The following is a 20,900-nucleotide window of genomic DNA, read 5'->3' on the forward strand; positions in this document are numbered from 1 at the left end:
GCCGACGCCGATCGTTCCGTCTCGCGCGGGTATCTGCGCGGGCTGTTCTCACAGGGAGCGCGGCCTGTTCGCGAACCCGAATGACCAATGAAACAGCCGAACGACCAGACCGAGCTTCGGGATTTTCCGTGGGTGGTGGTGCGCTTCCGCTGCCACTACTGCCGGCGCAGCGGGGACGCTCGGCTGGCTTCCTTGGCCTGGCGGTATGGCGCACACGCGACGCTCGCCCAACTCCTCGCACTGTTCCGAGAGCCTTGCCCTTGGCGGCACGGTAACCCCACACGCAAGCCGCAGAAGTACGGCATGAAGTGCGGGGCCTACTGCCCTGATATCGGCCGAACGTCGCCACCCGACTGGCCTCCGCCGATGATGGGCCTCAGCTTGATCGAGGGCGGCAAGACGGACATGCTGCCGGCCGAGCCAGCGCCGATTGAGCGCAGGCGCAGGGTTGGCGGTGACGATGTGTAATCTCTACAGCCACACGCGAAACGTCGAGGCGATGCGCAAGCTGTTCGCCCGGTTCGACGTTGCGGCGCAGATTGTCCAGCAACCCGGCATCTTCCCCGACTATACCGCTCCTGTGATCCGCAATCCGGTGGGCGGTGGCCTCCCTGAGCTCGCCATGGCGCGCTGGGGCATGCCGTCTCCATTCTTCGTCATCGAGAAAGCGGCGAAGCTGCGGGCAGACAAACTCGCGGCGAAGGGCAAGGCCGTCGACATGGCTCAGATGATCCGCATGGAGCCGAGCGCCGGCAACACGAACATCCGGGATACGAAATACTCGCACTGGCAGAAATTTCTGGGGGTCGGGCATCGCTGCCTGGTGCCGTTCACATCCTTCTCCGAATTCAACAAGGACGCTGGCGGCGACATCTGGTTCGCGTTCGGGGAGGAGCGCCCAACCGCGTTCTTCGCCGGGGTGTGGACGCCTCAATGGCGGAGTGTGCGGAAGGTCAAGGAGGGTGAGGTGACGGCCGATCTCTATGCCTTCCTCACCACCGATCCGAATGCCGAGGTGAAGGCGATCCATCCCAAGGCGATGCCGGTCATCCTCACGACACCGGAGGAGTGCGAAACCTGGATGACGGCGCCGTGGGAACAGGCGTGGGCGCTGCAGCGACCGTTGCCGGATGGCTCGTTGAGCATCGTAGCCCGCGGTATGAAAACGGATGGCGGAGACCCGGAGGTTGAGCGGCCGGCGCAGGCCTTCTTGATCTGACGGCCCTCCGCCGCGACGCAGAGCTTTGCGGACGGTAGCGAACGCGCCGTCGTATCCTGAACGTTGGCAGGGTCGGTGCTTGGAAACGAAGGCGTGCCCCGACATGTTCGTGGCCCTCGCCCAATTTTCGATGGAACCGGCGCCATTGCCAAACGTTAGCGCCTCCAAAAATGGAGGCGGAAATGTGGCGTTTTTCGTTTCTATCGACGTTGTTTTCAGTAGCGGGCATCACGACGGTTGTCGCGTCTCCGACGATTCCAGCGACGTGGATGGGGGACGCCATCTGGCTCGTCGTCGCGGGTGCATCAGCCCTTGCTGTGATGGCCTTTGAGGGCGAAAACGGCTGACTTCGATGATGTCGCAAGGCTCGATATCGATCACGACTAAAGTCGGCCCCGAGGGATACTTTCGCGTGGATCTCCCGTTGGATCCGGCCACGCTAAACGAGCAGTTATTCGAAGTTGGTAGGTGGCTCGTGGAGTGGAATATTCCTCACCAAGCGCGGATCAAAATGGACCCCCCTTCAGGAAGCGTGCAAGTGAGTTTTTCCGACGAACGCCATGCTCGCGCATTTCAAGCACAGTTCGGCGGACAGTGCCGCCACCGGTGAAATGGCCAAATTAGAGATACGTGGCCTTCAACACCCTGATAATGCTGTTGTGGTCTGCGTAGAGGGCAGGGATGTCATTCCCCGCGAACCACTCAGCAGCGACGGCGTCGTCGCCGGCTTGGAGAGGTGGCCGGCCGTGGTCCAACGAGAGTTCAAAAAGGACTGCTCCCGAGATGATGCGGCTCCGCGGATCGCGGTCGATCGCATCGAAGGCAATAGGCGGGTAGGTGGCGATAATCAGACCCGGCGAAGCCTGGAGGTTCACTCCGGCCTCCTCCTCGAATTCGCGTAAGGCRCAAGCTCCGAAGGTCTCGCCTTGGTCAAGAAAGCCACCGGGAAGGGCCCAGTGGCCGCCCTTCTTGCGGCGGATCAGGGCGACTTCGTCTCCGCGAAAAACCACCGCATCGGCCGTTAGGTGAGGGCCCCTGCCATATTTGGCTTCATAGTCGGGATCAGGCATCTCTTAACCTCCACCCCGGTCTACGCTGGAGAAAACCCTATTCTCCAGGGCCGGCGGCCGGTTTCTCGACAGGCTTCGCCTGTGGTTCTTTACTGGTGTCCTTGCCGGCGTTCGGATCGATCGAAATGCCGCTGACTGAATCCCGACCTGGTGCGCCCTGTATCGAGCGTATTTTCTGCTGTTCTTCGGGTGAAAGCTTATTGCCTTGTCCGTCCCGCATGAGAGCCTCCGGTATTGCCCCCTGTCGGTGAACGGGTAGTTCGAAAAAGGGTTCCACCACTCCACTAAACGTTCGACGGCAGCTTGGCTCGGAGGGCCCAGAACTAACGGAGTTGTGAGCCAGCCGGATTCGCTTCCCTCCGCTAAAAGGCGCAATGCTCCCTTGCCGCGCGTACCTAATGCGCGTGTTGCTGGCGAAGGGTGGCCATCATCCCGCCAGGTAGGCCGCGAGATTTTCCCGCTTTTGAAACGACCCGGCTCAGTCATGAGCTGCCGCGTGGAATCGTACCATGCGGTCGATACACACGGAGGTCGGCCTAATGCATGCACTCACGCTCGTAGTGGCTGGCCTCACTCTCGCCGTGGTCGGCGCCAGCGCGCAGGAATTGAATGAATCGTCGCTGGAACGGCAGCTGCCTGACCCTACAAGCCCATCTGGCTCCCTGAAAAGCCAACCAATCGCAATTGTTGACATCAGCTTGCTGCCGAAGGCGAAGCAAGTGCAGATCCATCGTCGTGTTGCGGAGAAGGGTGAGGCCGAACTTCAGAAACTTAGGAGTGCGATTGAGGCTGTACCGAGCATTGTCTCCGCGCTTCGGGCAAAGCAGTTGTCGCCAACGAATGTTCTATCGGCAGAGACCAGCCCCCGCGGACGCTTAACACTCCTGATTGCGAGACGATAACCCTAGCCTGCCGCTCGCCTCGAACCGCAGGCTCAACGGGCAAGGCCGGTGGACTGGCCTGTTCAGCCGACTGCGGTAAGCTCGTCTGATCACCGCCAAGCCCCGCTCAGCCATCCATAGACCGCGACGAAGACCAGCGCCATGAAGGCAAGGGCGATGGTGAAGCCGTTGGCGCGGATCATGGGTGCCCCGGCATCCGGAAATGCGTTCAACGATCCTGGCCGGTCAGCACGTCACGCGGCGCGAAGAGCTGCGGCAGCGAGCTGACAATTCCCGGAGCACCGGCCTCCATGCCCTTGGATTGAGCTGACTGTATCGCAGCAGGTACGACGGCAGTGGCGACGCGGAAGAGAGTGGACACTATGCTCTCGTAAGAGACCCCGCCATTGACGGCTTCGAGATCCTGGTCATCCAAAGCATCAGCAGGGCGGGTTTCGGCATTGTCAGTCATAGATGCAATCCTCAGGAAGTGGCGGGGCGCGGTTACCCGATGACTGTAACCCCGAAGTTTGAAGCAATGCGTCACTGCGCCATGTAAAATTCAAACGGTTGGCATCACTCCCATCTCACTCTCCCTGCGCCCGGATGGCAGCGGCACGGGGGACGCCTTTGCGCATATCCTCGGTGGCGTCTTCCATCGCGTCCCTGTAGCCTTCCCAATATGGCCCGGAACGCTCTTTCACCCAATCGCGTACCTGCGCGTCGACGATGGCAATGCACCGCTCCTTCTCCGCAGCGAGCGCGGCTTCGGCGGCTAGACGCTTCTGATGCTCATCGAGCGCCATCTGTCGCCAGCCCTGTGAATTGGTCGTGCGAGCGTCCGCCAGGATCGGGGCGAAGAGGGCGATGATGGCGCGGGCTTGTCCGAGATAAAGCTTCCAGCAGAGGTTCGTGCCAGGGGCGTCGGAAACGCCGTTCGGATCGTAGTCGAAGTCCGGGTTGTTGCCCTGTGCAATGCATAAGGCCCGCGCCACGTCCTCCTCGCTCGGCATCGCGGCAGGGGCTGTGTCAGCGCTCATCGCGGGGCTCCAAGGCGGCGCGGGCCGCGCTACCGGCCGGCGTGATCGTGAAGTGGTTGAGGCGATGGCGGTGCGCTAGGCCTTTCATCACCAACCAAGCGGCGGCAGTCAGCTCTGTCCCTATCAGCAGCGTGGGCTCCGTCGAAAGCCGATTGAGCGCCTTACGACGGGTTGGGCTCAGCTTCTCAGCCATGGTCGTTCTCCTTGGCGGGGAGGCCCGTCACGTTGATGGCGAACACCTCGACCGGATCTGGGCCGAAGTGCGGGTGCGTGAGCGTGATTTGCCGGTATCCGATCCATGGCACCTCAAGCCGCCGCTCTGTGTCGTCCGCCCTCGGGTAGCCCTTCGTCAACACGACGCTGTGATAGGTCCGGCCCTCGATGCGCCTCCGCCAGAACGGCGTCACCTGCCGGAACTCTTCCGGCTTAGTGCCGTCCCTGATCGCGTCGAAGTATTCCGCCTTGAGCGGCAGGGTCAGTTTAGCCATCGTCCCCTGCGCGGCGGGGGTGAGAGAGGGGTCATGCTGCGGCACTCCCGAAGAGGTCGGTTGTCGGATCATTGTCGGGACGCAGATCGTCGAAGCGCGGCAGGACGCAGCGCTTACGGCGCTTCAGATCCGGAAGCGCCAGAGCCTCAATGCAGTTGGCGGCGACGATAGCCGCGGCGACCTGCGGACAGACCGAGTTCCCGATCTTGTGGCGCTGCGCCGTCTCGGTGAGCTGGCCTCCGGCTGAGATGTCGTAGCTGTCCGGGAAGCCCTGGGCCCAGGCGAGCTCGCGCGGCGTCAGCATCCGCATGCCGATGTCCCAGACGATCAGGCCGGGGGCGATCTCGACCAGGACGTTGGGGTCGTGCCAGACGCCATGAGCATGGAGGAAGCGGGCCACCATCTTGGCCCGTTCGAGCATGAACGGCGTCATCGGCGGGACGGCGATATAGCAATGGACCGGGCTGAACCGCGCCTTCGTGGGCACCGTCGGCATTGGCGCGTCGGTCGCGGCGTCGGTGCTGCCCTCGCTGTAGTAGCTACCGATAAAGGGGGCCATCAGGCCGTGCGTCGCCTGCTGTGTCGCGGTCGATAGCGCCTCGTCAGCCCCGCGCGCCTCGCTGCGGCCGCGCATCTCCGAGAGATACGGCGCGACGACGGCGTGGTGATTGCCGCCGGCCAGAACGGCGCCGACCGGTTCGTCGACCGCGCCGCGGACCGTGTTGTTCTGCAGGCTGGCGATGTAGCCCATGACGGGCTGCACTTGGGCTCCAGCTGTTGCTATCGTGGCAGTGGATTGGTCTGCCGGGCGCCCGATTGCGCCGAGGTTGTGCTGTGCCAGATAGACGGCAGCAAGATCACCGCCGTTCCCGGTCCCGACAACGGTCGGGTAGGGCTCCTCCAGCCCGCGAGCGCGCGGTTCTTGTCCAGGCGCTGTTTCTGTCGCCGGGCGCTCACCATACCGGCTGACCAGATAGCCCATAACGACCTGGTTCTGATCCTTGGCGTTGGCGCAGACCGTGTGATGCGGCTCCGTCGCCGGACGGTTGCGCCCGCCTTGCTGCGCGTGGCTGATGAAGGGTGTGATGACGGACAGCGGGCCGCCGGCGCCAGGTCGCTTCTCGAAGCTGTTGGCAGTGACGGTTGGCATGGCGGCGTCGATGGGGCGGCCGTCGCTGCTGAAGCGATTCACGCCGATGAATGGCGTGACCAGACCGTGAGCGTCGCGCGCCGAGGTCACTGTCTTGAAGGGCTCGCCAAGCGGTTGCCCGCGGAACTGCTCGCCGCCGTGGTTCACCGTGACTACAAAGGCACCCTTCTCAGTCTTAGCGCGGGCCAGCACATGCCGGCCAAACCCTTTGGCGATCCGCGCCATGGACTTGTCGGCCAGCGGTCGGATGATGTTGAGCCCTTCTGCCTTCGCATCGGCCTTGGTCATGAAGATCGACGGCGCGCGGATCGACCAGTCGATGATCTCGGCAGCAGTGCGGTAGGGGATCAGGCCTGCGCCATGGGTCGGCTTCGGGAAGATGATCGGCTTCATGTCGCGGCGCGCGACGACGAACAGGCGCTTCCGAATCGTCGGCGTGCCGTAGTCGCAGGCGCGAAGCTCCTTGAACTCGACCATGTAGCCGCGAGCCTCGAGCCCTCGGACCCAGCGCGCGAACTCCCGACCCTTCTGCTCCTTGATCGGCATGCCGTCGGCGCCGAGCGGTCCCCAGTCTCGGAACTCCTCGACATTCTCCAGGAGGATGATCTGAGGCTTCACCTCCTGCGCCCAGAGCAGGATCACATCGGCCAGGCCGCGCACGGAGCGCGAGACGGGCTTGCCTCCCTTGGCCTTCGAATGGTGGCGGCAGTCCGGCGATGCCCAGAGCAGGAAGACCGGCTTGCCCTTGCTCACCGCATGGGGGTCAACCTTCCAGATGTTCTCCTTGAGATGGATCGTCTTGGGATGGTTGCGGGCGTGCATCAGCAGCGCGTCTGCGTCGTGGTTGACTGCGAAGTCTGGACCACGGCCGAGCGCCCACTCGATCCCGAGCGACGCGCCGCCGCCGCCCGCAAAGCTGTCGAAGATCAGGCCCCGCTCACCCATGGCGCGCGCTCCTCGCAGGGGAGGGGAGGGACATTCTGACGGCGCCGAATAGTTCAGCAATATCAATGAGGGGGATTTTCGCGAACGTGTCAGAATACGCGTTGGTATTCCCCGATTCACACTCGCCTTCTAAGCTATCGGTCGCAGGTTCGAATCCTGCCGGGCTCGCCATTCTCCTAAAAACTCCTTTCCTTTTAAGGGGTTAGATCCGCCGATTTGACTAGCCGGTTTCTCGTTAGTCAAATCCTGATCGAATGCCGCGGCGGATTTCGCCATGGCGGCTCTGGCCAGCACCTTCCGCTGGGCTTCACGGCAATACTGCTCGATCTCCCGGATACAAGCTGGCGGAGGTCTGGTGTAACGACTGTGTTCGCTATGCTGAGATCAGCCTGTACGGGCTGCCTGGCGATCTGCCGATCCCGGACATCTGCCTGCGCTATCGCTGCTCCAAGTGCGGCGGCACAATCTCTCGTCTCGCGGGAGAATCAGCGAACACTACGAGAAAGCCGAAGAGCGCCGTGACAAGTCGACGAGGAGCCCGCCGGCAATCGTCGGCGGGCGTGGCTCAGCTGAGCACTGAATGATTGTAATGAAGCAGGACGTTCTGCTTCAGATCCTCCTCGTCGAGCGCCAAGGGCGCAAAACCGGCGACGAGGCAGGCGATTCTGGTCCGCTCCCTTTCATGCTCCGGCTCGGGAATGGACCTCTTGACCTCGTCCCAGACGGCCTCCAGTGCGGCATAGGCCCGAGCGAGATCGGCAGGATCGGTCAATGATAAAAACGGCATGACTCCTTTCCCCTAGAAGTGAACCGTGGGGAAAAATTTAGGTGCTGAGGAGCGGTTCGCAAGAGCTTTCACACCAGTGCGGAACCCCGCCCCGATCGATCAGGTTGAACCCTCAAAAGAGCGTTGTGGGAGGTGAAAAATGGTTGCGTTGCGAAAGCCTGCAGGGCCGTCCGCGCGCGGGGGCGATGCCGCCTGAGTGTGAGCTTTATCGAGAGTGCTGCCAGGATGAGTATGGCAGCCGCCATATCGTCATTGTCTGGCGCGAGTGGCCCGGCCTCCCAACGACATCTTACACGCTCAAGGACGGCACACCGGTTCACTATGAAGATGAGTGCCGCTTCTCACTTCCATCGGGGAAAATGCTAATCCGGTGCGAGCACTAACGTCGATGGATGCTCCGGTGACGACCAAACCGCTGAAGCTCGAGCTGCGCGATATCACTCATCTTGCTGTCACAGTAGAACCGGGAGGGGCCGCGGTCATTGTTGGACGCGGATTCGACGATCGCGAAATCGAAATCCTGCTGGCGCCTGAAGCGCTAACGAAGCTCGAGGCTTTCCTGGGGCAAGCGAATCTGGAACAGGCTAAGCTTCGTTCCAAGCACTGATTTGCGCCGATGTCCTACCCACCCGACAACCCGCCCATGACCTTCTCCATCCTCGCCGGCCGCGAGGTTTCGGCCTGGTCGGAGGAATGGAAGCACGAGTGCGAGGTGCGGTCTCTGGCCGAGGTCGATCACCAACGGCTGTAGATTGATCCAAGACTTGCCGGATCGGCTATGGCGAATTGACGAGTATTGTCGGCGTTTTCGGGCTTATAAGACGGTTTGACATCGCCCGCCCTCTCGTCAGCTGAGGCGGCACGGCGATTATACTTTCGCCCAAGCAGTTCGCGCTGTTGCGCGCCCTCGCCGCCGCTCCTCCAGGATCTGCGACAGCCCCAGCCGTTCCAGCGAGCGATTTCCCTCGGCGAGCACGAGCCCGACGCGCTCCAGCCCTGCGGCATGGGCCGCGTCGTCGGCGGTATCGACCTCGATCGCGACGATCGCGCGGGCGTCATCAGTCCCGGTGAGCCGACAGAGAAGCCAGTGCCCTCGTTGCGGCAACGTGAAGGTCGCCGCCGCGAACGGAGCGGCCGAGTCCAGCAAGATCGGCCGGGCGCGGCCGGCGAGGGCTTCCGTGACATCGCGGGAAAAGGGCGAATGGACCGTCGCCAGCTGCCCCGGCCCCGCCATGGCGAACAGCGCCGCCGGACGGCCGAGTGCCTGCGACAATTGCTCGGCCACAATGCGGTAGACCGAGTCCACACCGGTTGCAGCTGCGAGCGCGCTGCTGACTTAGTAGATGCGCCGTATGGTCCGCTCGCCTTCCGTCGCCTGAACCATCTGCCGCCTGAGCTTGCCGGCGAGCTGCCCCACGGCGAGGGCGACGACGAGTGAGGTGATCAGGTCGACGATCTGCGGCGGCTCGAAGACCAGCGCACTGAAGAGCGGCGGATAGAACAGCGTCGTCATCAGCGCGCCGAGCGCGCGGCAGCCATATGCTTCGATAGCGTTCCGCGGGGATACCCGCCACAATTTCACGGGCCGGGCGGCGATCATGCGTCGTCCTCGCGCTTGCCCGCTCGCGCCCCGCAGCGTAAACCGCGCGCGGCTTCGCCTTGATCGTGCCCGAAAGGCCCGGCAAGCGTGCGGCGTTCCAGCGCGACCGGCTTTCAGCACAGGCGCGGCCCGGCGGTCGCGAGGATGGATGATGTTTTCGCTCACGCCAGCGATCGATCGGCTGACGAGTGTCCTGGCGGCCAGCCATGCGCGCGTTTGCGCCTTTCTGGTTCTTCTGTCGCTCGCCGCTTTTCTGCCCGGCTTCAGCACGCTCCAGCCGCTCGACCGCGACGAGCCGCGCTTCGCCCAGGCCAGCAAGCAGATGCTTGAGACCGGCGATTTCGTCGACATCCGCTTCCAGGATGAAGCCCGGCACAAGAAGCCGGTCGGCATCTACTGGCTGCAGAGCGCGGCGGTGAAGGCGGGCGAGGCGCTCGGCGTGCCGCAGGCGCGCACGCAGATCTGGCTCTACCGCATCCCCTCGCTGCTCGGTGCTATCGCGACGGTGCTGCTGACCTACTGGGCGCTGCTGGCCTTCCTGGCGCGGCGCTATGCGCTGCTCGGCGCCTCGCTGATGGCGGCTGCGGTGCTGCTCGGCGTCGAAGCCCGTATCGCCAAGACGGATGCCGTGCTCGCAGCCTGCGCGGTTGCCAGCATGGGCGCGCTGGCACGGGCCTGGTTCGACTGGACGCGCTCGCTCGCTTTCGTGCCGGACCGGCGCAATTGGCTGGTGTTCTGGGGCGCGACCGCGATCGGGCTCCTGATCAAAGGGCCGATCGTGCCGATGGTCTGGGGCCTCGCCATCCTGGTGCTGAGCGCGAGCCAGCGTTCCTTCCGCTGGCTGAAGCCCTTGCGCTTCGGGCCGGGGCTGCTGCTTTGCCTCATCGTGGCGCTGCCCTGGTTCGTCGCGATCATGCTCAAGACCGGCGGCAGCTTCTTCGCTGAGAGCGTCGGGCAGGACATGCTGGGCAAGGTCGCGGAGGGGCAGGAGAAGCATTGGGGGCCGCCTGGGTTCTACCTCCTGGTCTTCTTCGCGACCTACTGGCCGGCGGCGGCCTTCGCCGCGATGGCGGTGCCCTTCGCCTGGATCAGGCGCAAGGAGCCGCAGATCCTGTTCCTCATCGCCTGGATCGTGCCGAGCTGGCTCGTCTTCGAGGCGGTGCCGACCAAGCTGCCGCACTACGTGCTGCCGCTCTATCCCGCGATCACCGCGCTTCTGCTGCTGGCGATGATCAACGGCGGCATCGATCGTTATCGGCGCGGCGCGGTGGCAACCGCCTGCCTCGTGCTGATCGTCCCGCTTGCGCTCATGGGCGTGATCCTCTTCGGCAATTGGAAGCTCGACCAGACCCTGCCCTGGCTGGCTCTGCCCGGCTTCGCGCTGGTGCTCCTCGCTGCTGCCGGCGTCATTGCCGCCTTCCGGCGTCTCGACCTTGAAGGCGCGCTCTGGCGCTGCGTGCTCGCGAGCTTGCTGCTGACGGCCTCGGTCTACCCCTTCGCCATCGAGAGCCTGCGCTCGTTGAAGCTTTCGCCGCGGCTCGCCGAGGCGGCGCGGGCGGCCTGTCCAGACCCTGCCGTGCAGACGCTGGGCTATCGCGAGCCGAGCCTGGTCTTCCTGACCGGCACGAATCTCGGCATGGCCGCGAGCGGCCAGCAGGCGGCCGATTTCCTCAGCCTGCCCGGATGCCGCGTCGCCTTCGTCGAAAAGCGCTTCGCCGACGAGTTCCAGGCCGCGCTCGCGAACCAGCCGGTCAAGCCGCGCCTGTTCACGACGATCCGCGGCTTCAACCTCAATGGCGGCCGCCTCCTCGAAATCGCCGTCTTCGTCAGGGAGCCGGGTTGATAAATGCTTGCCCCCGGTCGCGTCGCATTTTGACGGAACTGTCAAAATGGGAAAAAAGCGTGATCGTTTCCTGTCGCTTGGAGCATTGCTTTAAGCGAAAAACCGGTTCCCACTTTTTTGCGCAATGCTCTATGGGCTGCGCTGACGCAGTTTGCGGGCCATTTTGCCGGAAGATGCCGTTTTGACCGAAACCTCCTCCCATCCCCTGCTCAGCGTCGTCGTGCCCGTGCGCAATGAGGCCGGCAACATCGCGCCGCTCGTCGCCGATATCGAGAAGGCCTGCGCGATGATCGGCCCATTCGAGGTGGTCTACGTCAATGACGGCTCGACCGACGGCACGGCCGAAAAACTCGCGGAGCTGGCGGCGACGCGGCCTTGGCTGCGGGTCGTGACCCATGGCCAATCCTGCGGGCAGAGTGCGGCGGTGCGCAGCGGCGTGCGCCATGCGCGTTCCGCCATCGTCGCGACGCTCGACGGCGACGGCCAGAACGACCCCGTGTTCCTGCCGGAAATGGTGGAGACCCTGCAGAAGGGCGGCCTCCATGCCGGGCTCGTGCAGGGCCAGCGGGTCGGCCGCAAGGACACCGGCTTCAAGCGCTGGCAGTCGAAGGTCGCCAACGGCGTGCGCGGGCGGGTGCTGAAGGACGATACACGCGACACCGGCTGCGGGCTGAAGTGCTTCCGGCGCGAGGCCTATCTGGCGCTGCCCTATTTCGACGCGCTGCACCGCTTCATGCCGGCACTGATGGCGCGCGAGGGCTACAAGGTGCTGCATGTCGACGTGCGCGACCGGCCGCGTCTGACCGGCGTCTCGAACTACGGTTTCTTCGACCGGCTCTGGGTCGGTATCCTCGACCTGGCCGGCGTCTGGTGGCTGATCCGGCGGCGCAAGCGCGTGCCCCAGATCGTCTCGGAGACGATGTGATGCTGATCGACCTGCAACAAACTATCGGCAACTACTTCCACGACGTCTTCGTCAACAACATCGACTGGTGGGTGCTGCTCGGCGTCGTGGCGCAGGGGCTCTTCACCATGCGCTTCGTCGTGCAGTGGCTGGCGAGCGAGAAGGCCGGTCGTTCCGTCGTGCCGATGACCTTCTGGTGGTTCTCGATCGGCGGCGGTGCGCTGCTGCTGATGTACGCGCTCTACCGGCGCGACCCGGTCTTCATCCTCGGGCAGGGCTTCGGCGTCTTCGTCTACATCCGCAACCTGCAATTCGTGCTGCGCGCCAAGGCGCGCGGCGAGGATACGAATTCCGGGCCGGGCTAGGCAAAGGGCGTCATTCTCGGGCTTGACCCGAGAAACGCCGGCAGGACAAAGCGCAGGAGCCTCGTTCCTCACAAGATGCTCGGGTCAGGCCCGAGCATGACCGACGCTCAGCTGCGCTGTGGCGTTGACGGTTCGGCGGTCGCGCCTTGCGCCGGCGAGGGCAGGGGGTCTGTTGGCTGCTGCGGCTTGCGCATGGAGGTCGACAGGCCGGGATAGCGCTCGCGATAGGCCTTCAGGAATTCCGAGACGCTGTCGGCATTCGCGGTCGCGCGTGCCATCTCCCGGATATCGGCCGCGCGGGAACGGTTGGCGCCGGTGACGAAGGCGAAGGTGCGGGCATCGGCGCTGCGCGCCATTTTCGTCGCGAACTTGCTGCGCAGACGGTCCAGCGACAGGGCTTCGTTCGCCATCACATAGGAGACGCCGGCGCGCATCACGTCGGCTCGCTCGGCATCGGTCAGGGGCGCGTCACCGCGCCAGCTCTCGTCGAGGATACGCTCATAGGCCTCGCCGGCCTCGCGCCAGCGCCGCCCGGTCCAGTAGATGTCGGCGCGCAACCGGTCGACCTCGGCGCCGCGCTCGCCCTCCAGCATCTCCAGCGCCTGGTCGGTCCGTGAGAGATCGGAGAGCGCCTTGGCCTCCAGCAGCAGCCGGGYACGCTTGACGTCGGCGGGCAATTCGACGAGCCGGGTCGCGTTGATCGCGCGGACCGCCTCGGCCGGCTTGCCATTCATCAGGTCGATCATGGCGAGGCGGGCGGCGACCGTGGAGCGGGCCGCGCCGGTCAGGCGGCGATCCATCTGGTAGCGCAGGATCTCGGCGCTTTGATCCAGCAGGTCGAGTTCGACCAACCGGTCGGCGAGGAGGCGGGTGATCTCGTCGCCGCGCCGGCCGATCGGCAGGAATTCCTTGAAGTCGTAGAACAGCGCCAGCGCCTCGATGCGCGGCAGGGTACCAAGGCCTGAGCCGGTGAAGAGCTCGGCGAAGCGCTGAGCCGTTTCATCATGCATCCGGCGGGTCAGCGGATCGTCGGGGAAGTTCTCATTGGCCCGGCGCGCAATCAGGAAGGCGTCGCGCCAGCGCTGCTGGTCGGCATAGAGCCGGCCGAGCTCGGCAAGCGCCTCAATCTCGAGCCGCCCACCGCGCCAGATCACTGAGACGGTCTCCAGGCGGGCAATGGCCTCTTCCGGCTTGAGGTCCGTCCGTTTCTCGGCGTCGGCGAGCTTGACGGCGCGCAGCTGCGCCTCGGCGGCGACGGGCCGGCTCTTCGCCTCGAACAGCGCCTTGTAGCCGTTCATTGCCGCCTCGGGGCGGCCGCTGGCGTCGTCGAGCCGTGCCTGCAGCAGGGCGAGGTGCTCCTGGTCGAAGCTGCCGCGCGGCATGTCCGTGAGCGCCTGCACCTGCCGCTCGGCTACGCCCATGTCCTGCGTGGCGAACGCGGCGCGCGCCATCGCCTCCCGGAACTCGCCCTGAAGATCGACGGGGTAACGGTCGAGCACCGCTTCGGCTCGGCGGAAGCCGACCATCGCCTGAGCGTTCCGGTTCAAACGCTGTTCGACCAGAGCGCGCCAGAGGCCTGTCTCGATGTCGTCCTTGATGGCCTCGGCGTTGAAGGCGGCGACCGCATCCTGATCGCGGTGCATTTGGGTTGCGATGACGCCCCGCAGGAAGAGAGCTTCCCGGTTGCCGCGCATGGCCGGGTCGTCCGCCATCATCGCGCGGAGGGGGCCGGCGGCTTCCGGCATCAGGCCGTTGGCGGCGTAGAAGCGGGCGAGCGCCAGGCGCGCATCCGATTTGCGGCCGCGCGAGGCGTCGGTCACGTCGAGCATCAGCGTCCGGGCGCGGTCGCGCAGGTTGCCGAGCCTGAGTTTCGCCCAGGCATCGCCGTCGAGCAGCGGCGGGGGGGCGCTCTTCTCGGCCTGTGCCTCGGCCTGCTGCTTGTTCGGCTCGGCAACATCTAGCGAAACAGTGAGGCCGCCGGTGCGGCCGATGCGCACCTGCTCGGTGCCGGCGCGCACCGCGATATCGTCCGAGCGCGGCTGGACAGCGAGACCTTGCGCGGTCTGGAGCAAGCCGAATTCGACGAACTGATACGGCTTGGGCGTGACAAGCACCGGCCCGGTTGCCGTGGCGACCGCGATCGGCAGGCCTGCGGGCCCCACTTCCAGCCAGTGGATGCCGGTGAGCCCGGCGAGTGGAACGGCAAGGATGGTCTGACCGCGCTCATCCATGCTGCGCTGTGGCTTGATCACGGCGGCAGGCTTGCCCGCATCCTCGCCGAGATCGAGCGACCAGCCATTGCCATCATCGAAGAAACGGGCGAGCGGCTGACCGGCCAGGCGCAAGCGGACGAGCGTCACGCGGCCCTCGCGCGTCACCGAACTCTCCGCGATGAGCTTCGGCAGCAGGCCGGCGAGGCGGGCGGGGTCGATGGTGTCGCGCGTGTCGAAGACCAGCGTCATCACGCCCGCATCGAGGAAGGCGGCGGCGCCGGTCTGGCGCGGAAAGCGGAAATCGAGGCGCGTCTCGGCAGCGGAGATAGCGACCGGGCCGGGCGGCGGTTCCTGGGCTGGCGCTACAGCGGCAGGCTGCGCGGGCGTGGCCGGCTGCACGGCCGGCTGAGGGGCGGCAGGTTTGGTCGGCTCTGCGGCGGCCGGTGCGGGCGTCGGCGTGGCCGGCGGCTGCGGCTTGTCGGTACCGGGCAGCGAGAGCGCGTCGATCTTGGCAGGCCGCAACAGGTCAACGACCAGCCCTGTTTCGTCGTTGAAGCTGCGGGCCTGCCAGTCCTTTGGCAGGGCCAGCGTCAGGGTGAGCGCATCCTTGCCGGCGTCGAGCCCGGACAGCGCGACGTCGGCCGGGAGTGCGTTGCGGATTTCGGCCGCCTCGACGTTCATCGGCTTGTTGAAGACGAGCTTGAGCATGCCGTCCGAGAGGTCGCTGGAGAGCTTCGTCTCGGCGGGGGCCTTGAAGATCAGGCGCTCCAGCGTCGGCAGGCTGGCCGAGCGCATCGTCAGCACCGCAGGCGGAGCGGCCTGCTGGCGGGCGGCTTCGCGGGCCTTCGCTTCGGCGACGCGCAGCCGTTCGGTCAATTCCGCGATGGCTTCCGGCGGCGGGCCGGGCATCACGCCCGCCCAGTTCTGCGGCAGGAGATCGATGAAGGCCTTGTCGCCGGCCTCGATCAGGTTCGCCTTGTACGATTGGGTCAGCGCGAAGCGCATGCCGCGTCCATCGGGGTCGACGCGCGCAACCGAGACGTAATTGGGCAATTCGCGGGCGATGCGTGCGATATCGACGCGGACCGGGCTGCCAAAGGCGACGATCAGCACGCCGTTGGCGACGCGGATGCGGGTCTGGATCGGTTCGTCGAAGGCGAGCGAGACGCGGCCGAAGCCGGCCTGCATGGCCTCGCCGCGCATCGTGGCGCTGGCGGCCCATGCAGGCGCGTTCAGGCCGGCGGCGAGCGCGAGAGCGGCCAGCCCGATACCGAAGGCGAGGGAACGCGACAGAGGCAAACGGAATACTCGACCCAACGCGACTATGGCCTTTGCATCACGCAGACGCGGCGGCCCTCGGGCACGCTAGCGCGTCAACCATAATGCCGTCTTAACGGGAGCGGCATGGGCATTTTCGCAGCTGGAGTGCGTTGCATTTTGAGGGAACCGCGCGGTCATTCCGGGCAAGCTGCAGCTGGCGGGGCCGATCCGGAAACCATCGGAGGGTTCGGCGCTCTGTGATGGATTCCGGGTCAAGCCTTGAATGGCGCCGCCTTCTAGCCGAGCACAGCAGTTCTACCGCAGCGGGGCGGGCGCAATCGCTGGCAGTTCGTTGCCGGGCAGCGAAGCCTCGTTCGCCACCCGTTCGAAGCCCGGCATCCGGCCGCTGGTCGCCAGCGCGACGGTCAGCTTTTCGGCGCGCTCCGGCGACATGGCGGCGAGCACCTCGGACATCTTGCGCGGATTCATCTGCTGCACCACCGGCACGAGCACGTCGAGGCCGAGGCGGTCGAACACGCGGGCGGCGTCCTTCGGCTTCATCGCCTCGTACATGATGACGAGATTCTTGATCGCCTTCGCCTCGTCGGCGGAGGCCTTGGCGGCTGGACTGACCTTCTCTTCCAGGGTCTTGAGATCGCCGACGCGGCCGTCGAGTTTCTTCTCGGCCGAATCCAGCAGGCGCTCGCGCATTTCCAGCTCGCGCATCCGGCCTTCGAGCTCGTCGCGGCGTTCGCCGAGGCGTTCGAGAATGGCCTTCTCCGCCGGCGAGAGCGGCTTGGCCGTGCCGTTCATGACGCCGGCCTTGTTGTTAGGGTTGGCGGCGCGGGCAGCCTCGGCCTTCGCCTCGGCTTCCTTCTTTTCCTGCTCCTTCTTTGGGTCGGGAGCGGGCACGGAGCCGGTCGTCTCGGGATCGAAGAAGTCCGGCGCTTGGGCGCGCGCGATGATCTTCGCCTGGCCCCAGACGTCCTTCTCGGCAACGGCCTTGCCGGCGGGGGCCTTCGCGAAGAACGGCGCGTCAGGGGGAATCTTGCCGGGGGCGGGGTCCGCCGTCCAGGCGAGCAGCTTCAGCGCCAGGAGACCCATGGCGCCGAGGATAACTGCCGGCAGGAGGCGGGGTCTTTCGATCACGCAGCCTGTTCCTCGAGGCGGCGGGCGGCGCGGGCGCGGATGGCTGCAGCCGATTGGGCGGCGCTTTCAAGGCGGGACACCGGCGCGGGCTCGGCAATCGGAGCGGCATCCGCCGCCGGCGGCTTGGCGCCGACCAGGGTGGCGGCGCTGACGATCTGGCCGATGCGCTCCATCACCGCCTGGCCGGCCTCGACCTGGGCGGCGAGATCGGCGGCATAGCGCTCGGCAGTGCGCAGACGCTCCTCAAGCGTGCGGTCGCAATCGCCAAGCGTGAGCTTGAGGCCGGCGATGGCGCGCTCGGCATTGTCGGTGGCGGTGATGAGGGCGCCGACCGTCTGACGCATGCCGGCCTCGTCGGCCTTGAGGCGCTCGATGCGCTTGGTCAGGACGAAGCAGGTGATGATGGTGGCGACCAGCAGGCTGGCGACCAGCACGTCGGCAATGAGATTGATCGTCATGGCATCCTGCTTCAGGTCGTGGCGCCGAGATGGCTGGCAAGGCTGTCGAAGGCCGCGAGGGTGGTCTTCGAGCGCCGGAGCGGCGCGACCACCTGGACGGCGATCTTGTCGTCGACGCGTCCGATCCGTCCTTCGGTGACGATGAAGTCGCCGCAGCGCAGCGACACGGTGGAGTCGGGGCGGGTGTCAAACATCAGCGTGTCGCCGATCTCGAGCTTCATGACGCGCTTCAGCGGCATCTGCGTCTCGTGCAGCACGCAGGTGACGTCGACATCGGCCTGCCAGACCTCGGTCGCGAGATGGTTCTCCCAGATCGGGTCGCGCCCCAGCTTCTCGCCCATGAAGCTTTCGAGCAGCAATTCGCGGATCGGCTCGATGGAGGCGTAGGGCAGGAGGATATGCAGCGCACCGCCGCGGCCTTCCATGTCGAACTTGAGTTCGACGCGGATCGCGGCGTTGGCCGGGCGGGAGATCGAGACGAAGCGCGGGTTGGACTCGACGCGGTCGACCGTGAAGGTCACCGGCGAGAGCGGCCTGAAGGCAGCCTCGGCATCGCCCAGCACCAGCTCGATGACGCGGCGGACCATGCGGATTTCGATCGAGGTGAAGGGGCGGCCGTCGATGCGCGGAGCCGGCTGGCCGCGCTTGCCGCCGAACATGGCGTCGAGCACCGAATAGGTCAGCGCCGACTCGATGGTGACGAGGCCGAAATTATCCCATTCCTCGGCCTTGAACACCGAGAGCAGCGCCGGCTGCGAGATCGAGTTGATGTAGTCGCCGAAGCGCACCGAGCGGATGCTCTCGAGCGTGACCTCGACGTTGTCGGTGAAGAAGTTGCGCAGGCTCGTCGAGAGCAGGCGCACCAGACGCTCGAAGATGATCTCGAGCATCGGCAGGCGTTCATAGGCGACCGAGCCCGAATCGACGATCGCCTGGATGCCGTTGCGGGACGCGCCGTCGTCGCTGCTGGAGAAACCGAGCATCGTGTCGATTTCGTCTTGCGACATCAGGCGGTCTACGCCGCCTTCCGCTTCGCCGTCCTCTTCGATGATGTCCGGCATCGCGGCCCAGCCGGCCGCCATGCCTTCCGGCGTCAGCGGCTCGTCGGTCGGTGCGGGGTTGTCGCGCTCGGTGCTCATCGTTCCGCCGTCATCTCGTTCCGGGGCTCAGGGATACCCCGGCTCACTGCACCAGCAGTTCCTTGAATAGCACTGCGTCGACCTTGGCCGGATAGACCGTCAGGTTGACGCGGCGCAGAAGCTCTTCCTTCAGCCGATACATGCCGGCCGAGCCTTCGAGGTCGGAGGGGCGCAGCTCACGCATGAAGACCTGGAAGGCGTCCTCGACGCGCGGCAACAGCGGCTTCACCTCTTCGGAGACCTTCGCATCGGCGATCTCGAGCACGACCTTGATCTTCATGACGGGCTGACGGTCCTGCTGGCCGCCATTGGACATGCCGATCATCATGTCCTTCATTTCGAGGAAGGTGGCGGGCTTCTTCGCCTTGGCCGCCTCGGTCGCGGCGATCTGCTCCGGCGTCGGCTTCTTCAGGAAGAACCAGCCGCCGGCGCCGGCAGCCGCCAGCAGCACGACGCCGCCGATGATGAAGAGCTTCTTCTTGCTCTTCGGCGCATCCGGACCCGACGCGCTTCCCTCTTCCGTCTTGGCTTTCTTCGCCATCTCGTCTGCGCCCCGGCCGCCGGGCCGCGTTCTGCCGCCCATGTACGCACCTTCGCCAATTACGGTTAACGCGTCGTTAAGGACGGCAGAATTTGCCGGGTCGTTCTTGCCGCTTTTGCCGTTCGTGCCGGGTTGTGGCGAGCAATCGGAATGAGAATAAAACAAATAATATCAGTGCTTTACGAAAATTAACCATGCTGGCACGGCGATTGCGGGGAATGGGCCGTGGCGACTGCGCTGGGGAGCGTCGAGGTCGCCGCGGGACATGATCGGGAGTTGAGCCGTGGAGAACGCGCTTCTCATCGGCCTGTCGCGCCAGGTTGCCCTGGCGCGCGAGCTGGACGTCATCGCCAACAACATGGCGAATGTCGGCACCAATGGATTCAAGGCGCGCAGTGCGCGCTTCAACGAATTCATCATGCCGGTCGCCAAGGCCGACGCCTTCAAGCCGTCCGACCGGCCGCTGTCCTATGTCATCGACAACGGCACGCCGATCGACCTGTCGCAGGGCACGATCGAGATGACCGGCAATCCGCTGGATGTGGCGCTGAAAGGCGACAACTACCTCGTCGTGCAGACGCCGAGCGGCGAGCGCTATACCCGGGCGGGATCGCTGACCGTCGACCGGCAAGGCCGCCTCGTGACCCAGACCGGACTGCCGGTGATGGGCGATTCCGGGCCGATCAGCTTCGGCTCCAGCGAATATGCGATGCGAATCGCGGCCGACGGCACGGTGAGCAGCGACCAGGGCACGCGCGGCAAGCTGCGTCAGGTCCGCATCTCCGACGCGACCAAGCTCGTCAGCGAGGGCACCAACCTGTTCTCGGCGACGGCCGGCGTCCAGCCTGCCGGCCCCGAGGCGCGGCTCGAGCCTGGCGCGATCGAGCGTTCGAACGTCAAGGCCGTGGTCGAGCTGACCCGGCTCATGGAGGTGCAGCGCAACTACCAGAGCGTCGCCAACATGATCACCAAATCCGACGAGCTGCGCAGCCGGGCGATCTCGCGCCTGGCGGACCAGCAAGCCTGATAGCGGAAAGGAGCGACTCCCATGCGCGCCATGCAGACAGCCGCGACCGGCATGATGGCCCAGGAGATGAACGTCCAGGTCATCTCCAACAACATCGCCAACGTCCGGACCACCGGCTACAAGCGCCAGCAGGTCCATTTCCAGGACCTGCTCTACGAAAATTTCCGGCGCGCCGGCTCGGCCACTTCCGACCAGAACACGCAGGCTCCGGCCGGCACCTTCATCGGCTCCGGCGTCAAGACGGTCTCGACCGGTCGCGTGATGACGCAGGGCAATATCAGCCCGACCGAAAAGCCCTACGACCTCGCCATCCGCGGCGAGGGCTTCTTCCGCGTCCGCATGCCGGACGGCCGCACCACCTATAGTCGCGACGGCTCCTTCGACCTCGACTCGCAAGGGCAGCTCGTGACCCGCGACGGCTATCAGGTCGAGCCCGGCATCACCGTGCCCAACAACGCCACCAGCGTCAGCATCAACGCGCAGGGCATCGTCGAGGCCATGCTGCCGGGGCAGACTGCGCCGCAGCAGCTCGGCCAGATCCAGCTGGTGCGCTTCGTCAACAAGGTCGGCCTCGAGTCGATCGGAGACAACCTCTATGTCGAGACCGCCGCTTCAGGGCAGCCGATCGACGGTTTCGGCGGCGGCGAGGGCTTCGGCACGCTGCAGCAGAACTATCTCGAAGAGGGCAACGTGCAGGCCGTGACGGAGCTTTCTTCTCTCATCGCGGCGCAGCGCGCCTATGAGATGAACTCCAAGGTCATCACGGCCGCCGACCAGATGATGTCGGCGACGACCCAGATGTTCCGCGGCTGATCGGAGGC

26 protein-coding genes are annotated in these 20,900 nt (G+C 65.4%); 11 read left to right on the top strand and 15 right to left on the bottom strand.

The genetic code is table 11. The features are described 5' to 3' along the window. The first annotated feature begins 87 nt into the window (after nucleotides 1-87). The 3 genes from AB4Z10_RS17135 to AB4Z10_RS17145 all read left to right on the top strand — a co-directional run bounded on the left by AB4Z10_RS17135 (nucleotide 88) and on the right by AB4Z10_RS17145 (nucleotide 1,566). Nucleotides 88-468, top strand: coding sequence for a hypothetical protein (locus AB4Z10_RS17135; RefSeq protein ID WP_441471591.1), 381 nt, complete (start codon nucleotides 88-90; stop codon nucleotides 466-468). Further along, a complete protein-coding gene (locus AB4Z10_RS17140) occupies nucleotides 461-1,219 on the top strand; it encodes an SOS response-associated peptidase family protein (protein WP_441471592.1) in 759 nt (252 codons plus the stop codon). The genes AB4Z10_RS17135 and AB4Z10_RS17140 overlap by 8 nt, the downstream gene beginning before the upstream one ends. 182 nt (nucleotides 1,220-1,401) lie before the next feature. Further along, nucleotides 1,402-1,566: a hypothetical protein gene (locus tag AB4Z10_RS17145; RefSeq protein WP_441471593.1), complete on the top strand. Its 165-nt coding sequence runs from the start codon at nucleotides 1,402-1,404 to the stop codon at nucleotides 1,564-1,566. 273 nt (nucleotides 1,567-1,839) lie between these two features. On the opposite strand, the gene AB4Z10_RS17150 is transcribed toward AB4Z10_RS17145, so the two are convergent. Both AB4Z10_RS17150 and AB4Z10_RS17155 read right to left on the bottom strand, forming a co-directional pair. Beyond that, a complete protein-coding gene (locus AB4Z10_RS17150; RefSeq protein ID WP_441471594.1) occupies nucleotides 1,840-2,289 on the bottom strand; it encodes an NUDIX domain-containing protein in 450 nt (149 codons plus the stop codon). 37 nt (nucleotides 2,290-2,326) lie between these two features. Continuing rightward, entirely contained in the window at nucleotides 2,327-2,509 is a 183-nt protein-coding gene (locus AB4Z10_RS17155) for a hypothetical protein (RefSeq protein ID WP_441471595.1), read from the bottom strand. 319 nt (nucleotides 2,510-2,828) lie between these two features. Here AB4Z10_RS17155 and AB4Z10_RS17160 point away from each other — a divergent pair, with 319 nt between their 5' ends. Continuing rightward, nucleotides 2,829-3,191 (top strand): hypothetical protein, encoded by a 363-nt coding sequence (locus tag AB4Z10_RS17160; RefSeq protein WP_441471596.1) that lies wholly within the window; start codon nucleotides 2,829-2,831, stop codon nucleotides 3,189-3,191. 208 nt (nucleotides 3,192-3,399) lie between these two features. On the opposite strand, the gene AB4Z10_RS17165 is transcribed toward AB4Z10_RS17160, so the two are convergent. From AB4Z10_RS17165 to AB4Z10_RS17190, 6 genes are all read right to left on the bottom strand, one after another. After that, a complete protein-coding gene (locus tag AB4Z10_RS17165) occupies nucleotides 3,400-3,642 on the bottom strand; it encodes a hypothetical protein (RefSeq protein WP_441471597.1) in 243 nt (80 codons plus the stop codon). A 115-nt stretch (nucleotides 3,643-3,757) separates the two neighbouring features. Further along, a complete protein-coding gene (locus AB4Z10_RS17170; protein WP_441471598.1) occupies nucleotides 3,758-4,210 on the bottom strand; it encodes a hypothetical protein in 453 nt (150 codons plus the stop codon). Next, nucleotides 4,200-4,403 (bottom strand): hypothetical protein, encoded by a 204-nt coding sequence (locus AB4Z10_RS17175; protein WP_441471599.1) that lies wholly within the window; start codon nucleotides 4,401-4,403, stop codon nucleotides 4,200-4,202. Before AB4Z10_RS17175 ends, AB4Z10_RS17170 begins: the two co-directional genes overlap by 11 nt. Continuing rightward, nucleotides 4,396-4,698: an ASCH domain-containing protein gene (locus tag AB4Z10_RS17180; RefSeq protein WP_441471600.1), complete on the bottom strand. Its 303-nt coding sequence runs from the start codon at nucleotides 4,696-4,698 to the stop codon at nucleotides 4,396-4,398. Before AB4Z10_RS17180 ends, AB4Z10_RS17175 begins: the two co-directional genes overlap by 8 nt. A gap of 31 nt (nucleotides 4,699-4,729) precedes the next feature. Then, on the bottom strand, nucleotides 4,730-6,793 hold the full coding sequence (locus tag AB4Z10_RS17185; RefSeq protein ID WP_441471601.1) for a DNA cytosine methyltransferase: 2,064 nt from the start codon (nucleotides 6,791-6,793) through the stop codon (nucleotides 4,730-4,732). Nucleotides 6,794-7,358: 565 nt separating this feature from the next. Beyond that, complete coding sequence (locus tag AB4Z10_RS17190; protein WP_441471602.1) at nucleotides 7,359-7,580, bottom strand: hypothetical protein; 222 nt, start codon at nucleotides 7,578-7,580, stop codon at nucleotides 7,359-7,361. 400 nt (nucleotides 7,581-7,980) lie between these two features. Between AB4Z10_RS17190 and AB4Z10_RS17195 the strand changes: the two genes are divergently transcribed. Together AB4Z10_RS17195 and AB4Z10_RS17200 are read left to right on the top strand one after the other, a co-directional pair. Further along, nucleotides 7,981-8,187, top strand: coding sequence for a hypothetical protein (locus AB4Z10_RS17195; protein WP_441471603.1), 207 nt, complete (start codon nucleotides 7,981-7,983; stop codon nucleotides 8,185-8,187). Nucleotides 8,188-8,196: 9 nt separating this feature from the next. Next, nucleotides 8,197-8,331 (top strand): DUF7696 family protein, encoded by a 135-nt coding sequence (locus tag AB4Z10_RS17200; protein WP_441471604.1) that lies wholly within the window; start codon nucleotides 8,197-8,199, stop codon nucleotides 8,329-8,331. A 117-nt stretch (nucleotides 8,332-8,448) separates the two neighbouring features. Here AB4Z10_RS17200 and AB4Z10_RS17205 read toward each other — a convergent pair whose 3' ends face one another. After that, nucleotides 8,449-8,886: a hypothetical protein gene (locus AB4Z10_RS17205; RefSeq protein ID WP_441471605.1), complete on the bottom strand. Its 438-nt coding sequence runs from the start codon at nucleotides 8,884-8,886 to the stop codon at nucleotides 8,449-8,451. A gap of 30 nt (nucleotides 8,887-8,916) precedes the next feature. Then, nucleotides 8,917-9,093: a DUF4118 domain-containing protein gene (locus AB4Z10_RS17210; RefSeq protein ID WP_441471606.1), complete on the bottom strand. Its 177-nt coding sequence runs from the start codon at nucleotides 9,091-9,093 to the stop codon at nucleotides 8,917-8,919. A 238-nt stretch (nucleotides 9,094-9,331) separates the two neighbouring features. Between AB4Z10_RS17210 and AB4Z10_RS17215 the strand changes: the two genes are divergently transcribed. The 3 genes from AB4Z10_RS17215 to AB4Z10_RS17225 all read left to right on the top strand — a co-directional run bounded on the left by AB4Z10_RS17215 (nucleotide 9,332) and on the right by AB4Z10_RS17225 (nucleotide 12,292). Next, the gene (locus AB4Z10_RS17215; RefSeq protein ID WP_441471607.1) at nucleotides 9,332-11,023 is read left to right on the top strand and encodes an ArnT family glycosyltransferase; all 1,692 of its coding nucleotides are present in this window, start codon (nucleotides 9,332-9,334) and stop codon (nucleotides 11,021-11,023) included. A gap of 181 nt (nucleotides 11,024-11,204) precedes the next feature. Then, on the top strand, nucleotides 11,205-11,948 hold the full coding sequence (locus AB4Z10_RS17220) for a glycosyltransferase family 2 protein (protein WP_441471608.1): 744 nt from the start codon (nucleotides 11,205-11,207) through the stop codon (nucleotides 11,946-11,948). Next, a complete protein-coding gene (locus AB4Z10_RS17225; protein ID WP_441471609.1) occupies nucleotides 11,948-12,292 on the top strand; it encodes a lipid-A-disaccharide synthase N-terminal domain-containing protein in 345 nt (114 codons plus the stop codon). Before AB4Z10_RS17220 ends, AB4Z10_RS17225 begins: the two co-directional genes overlap by 1 nt. A 107-nt stretch (nucleotides 12,293-12,399) precedes the next feature. On the opposite strand, the gene AB4Z10_RS17230 is transcribed toward AB4Z10_RS17225, so the two are convergent. The 5 genes from AB4Z10_RS17230 to AB4Z10_RS17250 all read right to left on the bottom strand — a co-directional run bounded on the left by AB4Z10_RS17230 (nucleotide 12,400) and on the right by AB4Z10_RS17250 (nucleotide 19,052). Further along, nucleotides 12,400-15,804 (bottom strand): hypothetical protein, encoded by a 3,405-nt coding sequence (locus AB4Z10_RS17230; protein ID WP_441471610.1) that lies wholly within the window; start codon nucleotides 15,802-15,804, stop codon nucleotides 12,400-12,402. A 276-nt stretch (nucleotides 15,805-16,080) separates the two neighbouring features. Then, complete coding sequence (locus tag AB4Z10_RS17235; RefSeq protein ID WP_441471611.1) at nucleotides 16,081-16,914, bottom strand: MotE family protein; 834 nt, start codon at nucleotides 16,912-16,914, stop codon at nucleotides 16,081-16,083. Beyond that, nucleotides 16,911-17,372 (bottom strand): DUF6468 domain-containing protein, encoded by a 462-nt coding sequence (locus AB4Z10_RS17240; RefSeq protein ID WP_441471612.1) that lies wholly within the window; start codon nucleotides 17,370-17,372, stop codon nucleotides 16,911-16,913. Before AB4Z10_RS17240 ends, AB4Z10_RS17235 begins: the two co-directional genes overlap by 4 nt. A gap of 11 nt (nucleotides 17,373-17,383) precedes the next feature. After that, nucleotides 17,384-18,511, bottom strand: a complete 1,128-nt coding sequence (gene fliM, locus AB4Z10_RS17245; RefSeq protein WP_441471613.1) for a flagellar motor switch protein FliM — start codon at nucleotides 18,509-18,511, stop codon at nucleotides 17,384-17,386. Nucleotides 18,512-18,554: 43 nt separating this feature from the next. Continuing rightward, nucleotides 18,555-19,052, bottom strand: coding sequence for a flagellar basal body-associated FliL family protein (locus AB4Z10_RS17250; RefSeq protein ID WP_441471614.1), 498 nt, complete (start codon nucleotides 19,050-19,052; stop codon nucleotides 18,555-18,557). 283 nt (nucleotides 19,053-19,335) lie between these two features. Between AB4Z10_RS17250 and flgF the strand changes: the two genes are divergently transcribed. Further along, entirely contained in the window at nucleotides 19,336-20,079 is a 744-nt protein-coding gene (gene flgF / locus AB4Z10_RS17255) for a flagellar basal-body rod protein FlgF (protein WP_441471615.1), read from the top strand. A gap of 21 nt (nucleotides 20,080-20,100) precedes the next feature. After that, a complete protein-coding gene (gene flgG, locus AB4Z10_RS17260; RefSeq protein ID WP_441471616.1) occupies nucleotides 20,101-20,892 on the top strand; it encodes a flagellar basal-body rod protein FlgG in 792 nt (263 codons plus the stop codon). The last annotated feature ends 8 nt before the right edge of the window (nucleotides 20,893-20,900 follow it).

It is taken from the genome of Allobosea sp. RAF48 (genome assembly GCF_052114025.1).
GTDB lineage: Bacteria > Pseudomonadota > Alphaproteobacteria > Rhizobiales > Beijerinckiaceae > Allobosea.

Excerpts from the sequence above, each read along its gene's own strand:
- AB4Z10_RS17135 (WP_441471591.1), top strand. The coding sequence starts at position 88 with ATGAAACAGCCGAACGACCAGACCGAGCTTCGGGATTTTCCGTGGGTG.
- AB4Z10_RS17140 (WP_441471592.1), top strand. The coding sequence starts at position 461 with ATGTGTAATCTCTACAGCCACACGCGAAACGTCGAGGCGATGCGCAAG.
- AB4Z10_RS17145 (WP_441471593.1), top strand. The coding sequence starts at position 1,402 with ATGTGGCGTTTTTCGTTTCTATCGACGTTGTTTTCAGTAGCGGGCATC.
- AB4Z10_RS17155 (WP_441471595.1), bottom strand. The coding sequence starts at position 2,509 with ATGCGGGACGGACAAGGCAATAAGCTTTCACCCGAAGAACAGCAGAAA.
- AB4Z10_RS17160 (WP_441471596.1), top strand. The coding sequence starts at position 2,829 with ATGCATGCACTCACGCTCGTAGTGGCTGGCCTCACTCTCGCCGTGGTC.
- AB4Z10_RS17165 (WP_441471597.1), bottom strand. The coding sequence starts at position 3,642 with ATGACTGACAATGCCGAAACCCGCCCTGCTGATGCTTTGGATGACCAG.
- AB4Z10_RS17170 (WP_441471598.1), bottom strand. The coding sequence starts at position 4,210 with ATGAGCGCTGACACAGCCCCTGCCGCGATGCCGAGCGAGGAGGACGTG.
- AB4Z10_RS17175 (WP_441471599.1), bottom strand. The coding sequence starts at position 4,403 with ATGGCTGAGAAGCTGAGCCCAACCCGTCGTAAGGCGCTCAATCGGCTT.
- AB4Z10_RS17180 (WP_441471600.1), bottom strand. The coding sequence starts at position 4,698 with ATGGCTAAACTGACCCTGCCGCTCAAGGCGGAATACTTCGACGCGATC.
- AB4Z10_RS17185 (WP_441471601.1), bottom strand. The coding sequence starts at position 6,793 with ATGGGTGAGCGGGGCCTGATCTTCGACAGCTTTGCGGGCGGCGGCGGC.
- AB4Z10_RS17190 (WP_441471602.1), bottom strand. The coding sequence starts at position 7,580 with ATGCCGTTTTTATCATTGACCGATCCTGCCGATCTCGCTCGGGCCTAT.
- AB4Z10_RS17200 (WP_441471604.1), top strand. The coding sequence starts at position 8,197 with ATGTCCTACCCACCCGACAACCCGCCCATGACCTTCTCCATCCTCGCC.
- AB4Z10_RS17210 (WP_441471606.1), bottom strand. The coding sequence starts at position 9,093 with ATGACGACGCTGTTCTATCCGCCGCTCTTCAGTGCGCTGGTCTTCGAG.
- AB4Z10_RS17215 (WP_441471607.1), top strand. The coding sequence starts at position 9,332 with ATGTTTTCGCTCACGCCAGCGATCGATCGGCTGACGAGTGTCCTGGCG.
- AB4Z10_RS17225 (WP_441471609.1), top strand. The coding sequence starts at position 11,948 with ATGCTGATCGACCTGCAACAAACTATCGGCAACTACTTCCACGACGTC.
- AB4Z10_RS17240 (WP_441471612.1), bottom strand. The coding sequence starts at position 17,372 with ATGACGATCAATCTCATTGCCGACGTGCTGGTCGCCAGCCTGCTGGTC.
- fliM (WP_441471613.1), bottom strand. The coding sequence starts at position 18,511 with ATGAGCACCGAGCGCGACAACCCCGCACCGACCGACGAGCCGCTGACG.
- AB4Z10_RS17250 (WP_441471614.1), bottom strand. The coding sequence starts at position 19,052 with ATGGCGAAGAAAGCCAAGACGGAAGAGGGAAGCGCGTCGGGTCCGGAT.
- flgG (WP_441471616.1), top strand. The coding sequence starts at position 20,101 with ATGCGCGCCATGCAGACAGCCGCGACCGGCATGATGGCCCAGGAGATG.